8 protein-coding genes are annotated in these 9,288 nt (G+C 62.8%); 2 read left to right on the top strand and 6 right to left on the bottom strand.

What is annotated here, in order from left to right:
* The first annotated feature begins 258 nt into the window (after positions 1-258).
* Together EOD07_RS12010 and EOD07_RS12005 are read left to right on the top strand one after the other, a co-directional pair.
* The gene (locus tag EOD07_RS12010) at positions 259-633 is read left to right on the top strand and encodes a hypothetical protein (RefSeq protein WP_127235602.1); all 375 of its coding nucleotides are present in this window, start codon (positions 259-261) and stop codon (positions 631-633) included.
* Between the two features lie 74 nt (positions 634-707).
* Positions 708-1,235, top strand: coding sequence for an AAA family ATPase (locus EOD07_RS12005; protein WP_127235601.1), 528 nt, complete (start codon positions 708-710; stop codon positions 1,233-1,235).
* A 12-nt stretch (positions 1,236-1,247) separates the two neighbouring features.
* Here EOD07_RS12005 and EOD07_RS12000 read toward each other — a convergent pair whose 3' ends face one another.
* From EOD07_RS12000 to EOD07_RS11975, 6 genes are all read right to left on the bottom strand, one after another.
* The gene (locus tag EOD07_RS12000) at positions 1,248-2,189 is read right to left on the bottom strand and encodes a glyoxylate/hydroxypyruvate reductase A (RefSeq protein WP_073989438.1); all 942 of its coding nucleotides are present in this window, start codon (positions 2,187-2,189) and stop codon (positions 1,248-1,250) included.
* Between the two features lie 41 nt (positions 2,190-2,230).
* Positions 2,231-3,859, bottom strand: a complete 1,629-nt coding sequence (locus EOD07_RS11995; protein ID WP_127235600.1) for an ABC transporter ATP-binding protein — start codon at positions 3,857-3,859, stop codon at positions 2,231-2,233.
* A complete protein-coding gene (locus EOD07_RS11990) occupies positions 3,856-4,995 on the bottom strand; it encodes an ABC transporter permease (protein WP_040986005.1) in 1,140 nt (379 codons plus the stop codon). Before EOD07_RS11990 ends, EOD07_RS11995 begins: the two co-directional genes overlap by 4 nt.
* Positions 4,995-6,089, bottom strand: a complete 1,095-nt coding sequence (locus EOD07_RS11985) for a microcin C ABC transporter permease YejB (protein ID WP_073989436.1) — start codon at positions 6,087-6,089, stop codon at positions 4,995-4,997. The genes EOD07_RS11990 and EOD07_RS11985 overlap by 1 nt, the downstream gene beginning before the upstream one ends.
* 30 nt (positions 6,090-6,119) lie before the next feature.
* Positions 6,120-7,997: an extracellular solute-binding protein gene (locus EOD07_RS11980; RefSeq protein ID WP_127235599.1), complete on the bottom strand. Its 1,878-nt coding sequence runs from the start codon at positions 7,995-7,997 to the stop codon at positions 6,120-6,122.
* Positions 7,997-9,288 (bottom strand): extracellular solute-binding protein (locus EOD07_RS11975; RefSeq protein ID WP_164772196.1); only part of this gene is annotated, 1,292 nt, incomplete at its 5' end. The genes EOD07_RS11980 and EOD07_RS11975, both read right to left, overlap by 1 nt.

The following is a 9,288-nucleotide window of genomic DNA, read 5'->3' as shown; positions in this document are numbered from 1 at the left end:
CGCCTGCTTACGGCAAACGGGCTCGCGGTCCTGTCGCTGGAGAGCATGATTATCCGGCACGACCGGCGCGATCCGGTCGAAGGCCTGGCCGTCGTGGCCGGCTTCCTCGAGGTGAGGAAGCCGGCACCCGCATGATCCGGACCTTGCTGCGAAAAAGCCTGAATGGCATGGTCGGGGTAGCGCGGGGGCGGTGACCTAAGTGTTTTGCGCAATTCCGAACGGAAAGCCCTTTCCTGGAATTGCCCTAAGGAGGGATCCATGCGCTGGACCATGGTTGTGTTGGCGTCCTGCCTGACGGTTACCGGCTGTGTCGGAGGCACGTCGATGGCCGAGCGTCAGGACGAGGATGTCCAATCCTCATTGCAATATGACGATGTGCCTTGCGACCAATTGCTGGCGCAACGCAATCAACTGGCGCGGCAGAACAATCTGCCCGTCACCGCCAAGCCGAGCTTCTCCAATCCGGCGATGGGCTTCGGCCCGTTCATTCCCGACACGCGCTCCAAGGCGCAGCGCGCCAGCAACAAGGCGAGCGGCGAGATCGACGCCATGAACCGCTCGATCGAGCGCCGCGACTGCGGCAAGCCGAAGAAGAAGGAGACGTTCGGGCTGCCCGGCGCGAAGCCTTCCTGAGAAGCCGAGATTCGATATTCGTTTGGCGCTTGAGCGGATCGCCGAGCGTTTGACCGTGCTTGAAAGTCTCCCCGATGAATCTCTTGGACCTTGGCGACCGCATCTGCATCCTGGGACCGTCCAACAGCGGCAAGTCCACCCTTGCCAACGCGATCGCGCGCAAGCGCGGCCTGGAAGCCGTTCACCTCGACGTGCTTCACCATCTGCCCAATACAGACTGGGAGCCGCGTTCAAGGGATGAATTCATCGCTCTGCACGATGCAGCCATCGCCGGCGAGCGCTGGGTTATGGATGGCAACTACTCGATTTGCATGCCGCAGCGCTTTCGGAGGGCGACGGGCCTGATCCTGCTGGATGTCTCCACGCCCGCCAGTCTGCTGCGTTACTTTCGCCGGTCCCTGTTCGAGACCGGCCGGCTCGGCGCCTTGGAAGGCGGGCGCGACAGCATCAAATGGGACATGATCCATCATATCGCCGTGGTGCAGCCGAGAAATCGCAAGCGCTATAGCGCCATGTTCGACGAGCTCGATCTGCCGAAGCTGCGGCTATCCTCTGTGACTGCAATCAAGCAGTGCTTCAATGCTTGGGATTTGACCAGATGATGGAGTCGGCAATCAGTACCCAGCCTCGCGGTCGACCAGGTTCTCGAGCTTTTCGCCGCGCTCGAATGCATCCATCTGCCGAAGCATGGCCGGCACCAGATGGGCCGGGTCCGACGTCGCCGCCGCATGCGGCGTGACGAACACTTTCGGATGGCTCCACAGCGGGCTGGTCTTCGGCAGCGGCTCGACTTCGAACACGTCGAGGCTCGCTTCCTTCAGCGTGCCGTCGTCCAGCGCGCGCACGATGTCGGCGTCCTTCTGCAGGCGCCCGCGCCCGGCATTGATCAGCACGGCGCCGCCAAGGCCGTTGCGCCGGCGCAGTTCCTTGAGCAGCCCGTAATTCACGATGCCCCGGGTTTGTGGCGTCAGCGGCAAGAGCACGACGAGGATGTCGGTGGCGTTGAGGAACGGGATCAGCCCCGCTTCGCCGGAATAGGTCGAGACGCCCTTCATCGGGTGCTCGGTGCGCGACCAGCCGTTCACGGCGAAGCCGAGCGACAAGAGCACCGAGGCGGCCGCGCGGCCGAGATGGCCGAGCCCCATGATACCGACGGAGATGTCTCCGGCCGGCCGCTGTAGCGGCTCGTGCCAGGTCTTCTTCGGCTGCTGTGCCCGGTAGAGCATGCCATGCCGATGGTGATCGAGCACCCGCCAGACGACATATTCGGTCATGTATTGCGTGAGATTGTCGGCGACGACCCTCACGATCGGTACGTCGGGCAGGCCGGGATCGGCGAAGATGTGGTCGACCCCGGCGCCGACCGAGAAGATGGCGCGCAAGTTGGGCAGCCCGGAGAGCAGGTTCGGCTTGTGCTTCCACACCACCGCGTAGGCGATCGAGGGGTCGCTGGCGCCGGCCGGTTCCAGCACCACCTCGCGCTCGGCCGCCAGCAGCTGGTGCCAGCGCTGCGGATGAAACGCCGTCACGGCAAGCAGGATTTTGCCTTTTTCCATTCTCGGATTTTTTCTTCCCTGTTTCGCCAGTGCGGGTCCGGTTACTCGCTGACCACGCCGGTCGGTGCGGTTTCGATCTTGAAGGCCGCCGCCATCAGCGCCCGCGTATAGTCGGTTTGCGGGCTGCTGAAAATCTGCTCGGAAGGTCCCGCTTCGACGATCTGGCCATTGCGCATGACGATGACGTCATTGGCAAGGGCGCGGACGACCTTGAGATCGTGGCTGATGAAGAGATAAGCGAGGTTATGCTTGGCCTGCAGGCCGCGCAACAGGTCGACGACCTGCGCCTGCACGCTCATGTCGAGCGCCGAGGTCGGCTCGTCGAGCATGACGAAGCGCGGGTTGAGCACCATGGCGCGGGCGATGGCGACGCGCTGGCGCTGGCCTCCGGAAAACTCGTGCGGATAGCGGTGGCGCGTTTCGGGGTCGAGGCCGACCTCCTTCAGCACGGCGACCACCTTGTCGTCGCGCTGGTCGGCCGAGAGCTTCGGCTCGTGGATCTTCAGCCCTTCCTCGATGATCTCGGAAACCGAGAGACGCGGGCTGAGCGATCCGAACGGATCCTGGAAGACGATCTGCAATTCGCGTCGCAGCGGCCGCATGGCGCTGAAGGAGAGGTGGTCGATGTTGCGTCCGTTGAAATTGATCGTGCCGGTCGAGGAGATCATCCGCGCGAGCGCCAGGCCGAGCGTCGTCTTGCCCGAGCCGGATTCGCCGACCACGCCAAGCGTCTGGCCGGCGCGCACCGTGACGTCGATCCCGTCGACCGCCTTCACATAGTCGACGGTCTTGCGGAAGAAACCCTTCTTGATCGGGAACCAGACCTTGATGTCCCCGCCCGTCATGACGGATTTGGCGCTTGGGTCGGCCGCGGGCGGCTTGCCCTTCGGCTCGGCTGCCAGCAGATGCTTGGTGTAGTCGTGCTGCGGGTTGGCGAAGATTTCCCTGGTTGGACCGCTCTCGACGATCTTGCCCTTGGTCATGACGCAGACGCGGTCCGCGATCCTGCGCACGATGCCGAGATCATGGGTGATGAACAAGAGCGACATGCCCTTGCGGGCTTTCAGCTTGGCAAGCAGTTCCAGGATCTGCGCCTGCACGGTGACGTCGAGCGCGGTCGTCGGCTCGTCGGCGATCAGAAGCTCCGGCTCGTTGGCCAAGGCCATGGCGATCATGACCCGCTGGCGCTGGCCGCCGGACAGCTGGTGCGGATAGGCGTCGAGGCGTTTTTGCGGATCGCGGATGCCGACCTCGGTCAGCAGCTCGAGCGTGCGCGCACGGGCGGCTTGATCGCGCATACCCTGGTGGAGCTGCAGCACCTCGACGATCTGCTGCTCGATCGTGTGCAGCGGGTTGAGCGAGGTCATCGGCTCCTGGAAGATCATGGTGATCTTGTTGCCGCGCACGCCGCGCAACGCCTTCTCGTCCATGGCGAGCAGGTCGGCGCCGCTGAACAGGATCTTGCCCGAGGGATGGCTGGCGGCGGGATAGGGCAGGAGCTTCAGCACCGACAGCGCCGAGACCGATTTGCCGGAGCCGGACTCGCCGACCAGGGCAACCGTCTCGCCCTTGGCGATGTCGAATGAGACATGGTCGACGGCGATCGATTGCTTACCGCCCTGCGCGAAGGCGACGCTCAGATCTTGGACGGACAGCAGGGCTTCGCTCATTTGAACGTCTTGCGCGGATCGAAGGCGTCGCGCGTCGCCTCGCCGATAAAGACCAGCAGCGACAGCATCAGCGAGATGACGATGAAGCCGGAGATGCCGAGCCAGGGGGCGTTGAGGTTGCGCTGCGCCTGTTTCAGTAGCTCACCCAATGAGGCCGAACCGGGCGGCAGGCCGAAGCCGAGATAGTCGAGCGAGGTCAAGGTCGAGATGGAGCCCGAGAGCAGGAAGGGCAGGAAGGTCAGCGTCGCCACCATGGCGTTCGGCAACAGGTGCCGGAACATGATGGTGAGGTTGGGCACGCCGAGTGCGCGCGCCGCGTTGACATATTCGAAGTTGCGGGCGCGCAGGAATTCGGCCCGCACCACGCCAACCAGCGCCACCCAGGAAAACAACAGCATCAGGCCGAGCAGGATGAAGAAACCGGGCGGCAGGATGGCCGAGACGATAAGCAGGAGGTAGAGCACCGGGATCGCCGACCAGATCTCGATGAAACGCTGGAAGAGAAGGTCGGTCCAACCGCCGAAATAGCCTTGCACCGCGCCGGCCGCGACGCCGATCAGCGACGAGCCGAGCGTCAGGATCAGGCCGAACAGAACCGAGATGCGGAAGCCGTAGAGCACCCGTGCCAGCACGTCGCGGGCCTGGTCGTCCGTGCCCAGCCAGTTCCAATTGCCGATGGCGCAGTTCTCGTCGGCCTCGCCTTGCGGATACTGGCTGCAGCGGGTCTTCTTGTCGTAAAGCCAGGACGGTTTTGCCGGCGCCGGTTCCGGAATGGCGTTGTTGACCGTCTGGTAGGAGTAGCGGACCGGCGGCCAGATCATCCAACCATTGGACTTGATCTCGTCCTGGATCACCGGATCGCGATAGTCGGTGACGGCATAGAAGCCGCCGAACTTCTCTTCCGGATAGGCGACCAGGACCGGGAACAGGATCTCGCCCTTGTAGGAGGCGATGATCGGCTTGTCGTTGGCGATCAGCTCGGAAAACAGCGACAGCACGAACAGGAACAGGAAGATCCAGAGCGACCAGTAGCCGCGCCGGTTGGCCTTGAAATTCTGCAATCGTCTCTGGTTGAGCGGCGACAGAAATGGCCTGCGGGGCCGCGCCGGCGCGCTTTCGATCGCGGCCTCGGCCATCAGATGTCTCTCCGCTCGAAGTCGATGCGCGGATCGACCCAGGTGTAGATCAGGTCGGACAGAAGGCCGACGAACAGGCCGAGCAGCGAGAAGATGTAGAGGGTGGCGAACACCACCGGATAATCGCGGTCGATCACCGACTTGAAGCCGAGCAGGCCGAGGCCGTCGAGCGAGAAGATGTTCTCGATCAGCAGCGAACCGGTGAAGAAGGCCGAGATGAAGGCGCCGGGAAAACCGGCGATCACGATCAGCATGGCGTTGCGGAAGACGTGGCCGTAGAGCACCTTGCGCTCCGACAGGCCCTTGGCGCGCGCCGTCACGACATATTGCTTGCGGATTTCCTCGAGGAAGGAGTTCTTGGTGAGCAGGGTGGTCGTCGCGAAGGCCGAGAGCACCAGCGCCGTCAGCGGCAGCGTCATATGCCAGAAATAGTCGGCGATCTTGCCTGGCCAGGACAGTTGATCCCAATTATCCGAAACGATGCCGCGCAGCGGAAACCAGTCCCAGAACGAACCGCCCGCGAACAGCACCATGAGCATGATGCCGAACAGGAAGCCGGGAATGGCATAGCCGACGATGACGACGCCGCTGGTCCATATGTCGAAGGTCGAACCGTCCTTCACCGCCTTGCGGATGCCGAGCGGGATCGAGATCAGGTAGGACAGAAGCGTGATCCACAGGCCGATGGAGATGGAGACGGGCATCTTCTCCAGGATCAGGTTCAGCACCGAGATATCGCGGAAATAGCTGTCGCCGAAATCGAAGCGGATATAGTTCCACAGCATCATCCCGAAGCGCTCGAGCGGCGGCTTGTCGAAGCCGAACTGCTTTTCCAGCTTCTTGATGAATTCGGGATCGAGCCCCTGCGCGCCGCGATATTTCGAGCCGACATCGCCGGCAACGTCGAAATTAGCGCCGCCGGCGTCGCCGCCACCGCTGCCGAGGCGATCGTTGCCGCCCTGGTTGGTCAGCCGGGCGATCACCTGCTCGACCGGGCCGCCCGGCGCGAACTGGATGACCGCGAAGGAGATCGCCATGATACCGAACAGAGTCGGGATCATGAGAAGAATACGGCGCAGGATATAGGCGCCCATCAGGCGACGGGCCCCGCGCGAACAGTGATGTCAGGCTTTGCCAATCTTTGCCGCCTTGCCCTTGTCGAACCACCACAGCGCCTCGACCGGAAAGCCGAAATCGGGTTTCTGTTCGGGGAAGCCGAACATGTCCCAATAGGCGCTTCGGTGATTCGCCAGATACCAACTTGGAATCCAATCGCGCCGCGCGCGCAAGGCCCGGTCCAACGCGCGCATGGCGGTGGTCAGGCTTTCACGATCCTTGGCGGCGCCGACGGCGTCGATCAGCGCATCGACCGCCGGGCTTGCAACGCCCGACAGGTTGCGCGAACCCGATATGGCGGCGCTGCGCGAGTGGAAGAAGATTTCCAGATCGTCGCGGGTCGGCGTGGCGCTGAAATTGAAAGCGGCCGAGAGCAGGTCGAAATCGAATGTCGATTGCCTGAGCTGGTACTGCGCTGAATCCACCAGACGGATCGAGGCATCGATGCCGATGGCCTTCATGTTGGCGACCCAGGGCGAATAGACCTGTACGAATGTCTCGTCGTCGACCAGGAATTCGGCGGCCAGCCGCCCGCCCTTGTCGTTGACCACGAAATCGCCGGAGCGTTTCCAGCCGGCCTGTGCGAGCAGCTTCAATGCAGCGCTCAGTTGCTTGCGGTCCCGCCCGGACCCATCCGATGGCGGTTGCGCCACCGCCTCGCCGAAGGTCTCCGGCGGCAGCTGGCCGCGCAGCGGCTCAAGCAGGGCCAACTCCTGCGGCGTCGGCGTGCCCTCGGCCCGGAAGTCAGATTTTTCGAAGCAGGACTGCGAGCGCTCATAGGAACCGTAGAAGAAGTTGCGCCGTGTCCATTCGAAATCGAAGCAGAGCGCGATCGCCTGCCGCACGCGCGGGTCCTTGAATTGCTCACGCCGCTGGTTGACCGCGGTGGCCTGCATCGAAGGCGTGGTTTCGGCCGGGAACTCATGCTTGATAACCTTGCCGGTGGTGAAAGCCGGAAAGTCGTAGGCCGTTGCCCAGACGCGCGAGGTGAACTCCTCGCGGTAGAGGATCTCGCCCTTCTTGAAGGCCTCGAAGCCGGCGGTGCGATCCTGGTAGAATTCGATGCGGATGCGCCCGAAATTGTTCTGGCCGCGATTGACCGGAAGGTCGTTGCCCCAATAGTCGGCCACGCGCTCATATTCGATCCAGGCGCCCGCCGACCAGCGTCCGACCTTGTAGGCGCTTGAGCCGAGCGGCGGATTGAGCTGCGAGGAATCGAACGGGTTGGCCGTAAAGAAGGCCTTCGAAAGGATCGGGAACCCGACCACGTTGAGGATGGTGCGGGCCGACTGCTTGCCGGAGAATTTGAGCTCGACCGTGTGGGTGTCCTTCGCCGCCGCGTCATCCAGATGCGTCAGCGACAGCGCGTAGTCCGGATGCCCTTTGTCCTTCAACAGCTTGAAGGTGAAGGCGACATCGTCGGCTGTCAGCGGCGTGCCGTCATGGAAGCGCGCCTGCGGGCGCAGCGAGAAGGTGAAGCTGTTGCGGTCGTCCGAGATCGTGACGCCGTCGGCGATCAGCCCGTAGACCGCGTCCGGTTCGTCGAGCGCCCGCACCATCAGCGAATCGAAGCACATTTCCATGCGCTGCGGGGAATCGCCCTTGGGGACGAAGGAATTCAGCGTGTTGAAGGTCTGCGGGCTCTGGTTGGCGCCCCAATTGGGCGGCGAGAAGTTGAAGGTGCCGCCTTGCGGCGCATCGACATCGACATAGTCGAAATGCGTGAAGTCGGGCTTGTATTTCAGGTCGCCGAAGGCCGACAGCCCATGCAGCTTGACGCCAGTTGGGATGTCGGCAAAGGCCCGCCCTGGCAGCAGTGCTGCGGCAGCGGCTGCGGCGCCGAGCGCGAGGAAGTCGCGGCGAGGAAGCAAAGTCCGCCGCCCCATCAATTGAGGCCCTTGTACTTGGCAGCCAGCGCCTTTTCCTTCTCTGGGTCGATCCACCAGGAATCGATGTCAGCGCCGCGGTAGCTGGGCTGCTTATCCGGCATGCCGAACTTGTTCCAATAGGCCAGCCACACCACCGCGCGATAGTATTGCGGAACGACGTAGTAATTCCACAGAAGGATACGGTCGAGCGCGTGGGTCGTGGCGACCAGGTCGTCGCGATCGGTGGCGAAGATGATGCGGTCCACGAGAGCATCGACGACCGGATTCTTTATCCCGGAATAATTGCGCGATCCGGGTGTGTCGCCGGCCTTCGAGCTCCAGAAGTCGCGTTGCTCGTTGCCGGGGGATTCCGACTGCTGCAACTGGCTGGTGATGACGTCATAATCGAAATTGTTGACGCGGTTGATGTACTGCGTCTGGTCGATGATCCGCAGCGTCGCATCGACGCCGATCTTGCGCAGATTGGCTATCCAGGGGCTGGCGATGACCTGGTCGGTGTCGTTCCAGCCGAGGATCTCGAATTTGAACGGCGCGCCGGTCTTGGCGTTCATCATCTTGCCGCCCTTGATCACCCAGCCCGCCTGGGCGAAGAGGTCCACCGCCTGCTTCAGATACTTCCGCTCCGCCTGCGGCGAGTCATAGACCGGCAGCTTGAACTCCTGCGTGAACAACTCGGGCGGCAGCTTGTCACGGTATTTTTCGAGGATTTCCAGCTCCTTGCCCTGCGGCAGTCCGCTCGACGCCAGCTCCGTGCCCTGGAAATAGCTATGGGTGCGCGTGTTCGAATTATAGAACAGCGTGCGGTTCATCGTTTCGAAATCGAACGGAAGCGTCAGAGCCTCGCGCACGAGGCGGTCTTGGAACAGCGGCCGCCTCTGGTTGAGTATGAAGGCCTGCATGGGTTCCGGCGAGGTGGTCTTGAACACCTGCTTGACCACGTCGCCGGCGCTCACCGCCGGAAAATTGTAGGCCGTATTCCATCGCCGAGAGCTGTTTTCCGGCTTGATGTCGTCCAGCCCGCCCTTGGTGAAGGCCTGCCAGGCGGCGTTGTCGTCCAGGATATAAGTGAAGCGCTGCGTGTCGAAATTCTCACGGCCGATCTTCACCGGCAGCTTTGCACCCCAATAGTCGGGCACGCGCTGCCAGACGATCTCCGAACCGGGCTTGAAGCTGGCGATCTTGTAGGCGGCCGAGCCCAACGGCGGCTCCAGTGTCGATTTGGTGATGTCACGCTTCTTGCCGTTGGCATTGGTGCCTTCCCACCAGTGCTTCGGCAGCACGACAAGAT

This window comes from Mesorhizobium sp. M2C.T.Ca.TU.002.02.1.1 (genome assembly GCF_003997225.1).
This window is presented reverse-complemented; position numbering and strand designations above follow the sequence as displayed.

Excerpts from the sequence above, each read along its gene's own strand:
- EOD07_RS12010 (WP_127235602.1), top strand. The coding sequence starts at position 259 with ATGCGCTGGACCATGGTTGTGTTGGCGTCCTGCCTGACGGTTACCGGC.
- EOD07_RS12005 (WP_127235601.1), top strand. The coding sequence starts at position 708 with ATGAATCTCTTGGACCTTGGCGACCGCATCTGCATCCTGGGACCGTCC.
- EOD07_RS12000 (WP_073989438.1), bottom strand. The coding sequence starts at position 2,189 with ATGGAAAAAGGCAAAATCCTGCTTGCCGTGACGGCGTTTCATCCGCAG.
- EOD07_RS11995 (WP_127235600.1), bottom strand. The coding sequence starts at position 3,859 with ATGAGCGAAGCCCTGCTGTCCGTCCAAGATCTGAGCGTCGCCTTCGCG.
- EOD07_RS11990 (WP_040986005.1), bottom strand. The coding sequence starts at position 4,995 with ATGGCCGAGGCCGCGATCGAAAGCGCGCCGGCGCGGCCCCGCAGGCCA.
- EOD07_RS11985 (WP_073989436.1), bottom strand. The coding sequence starts at position 6,089 with ATGGGCGCCTATATCCTGCGCCGTATTCTTCTCATGATCCCGACTCTG.
- EOD07_RS11980 (WP_127235599.1), bottom strand. The coding sequence starts at position 7,997 with ATGGGGCGGCGGACTTTGCTTCCTCGCCGCGACTTCCTCGCGCTCGGC.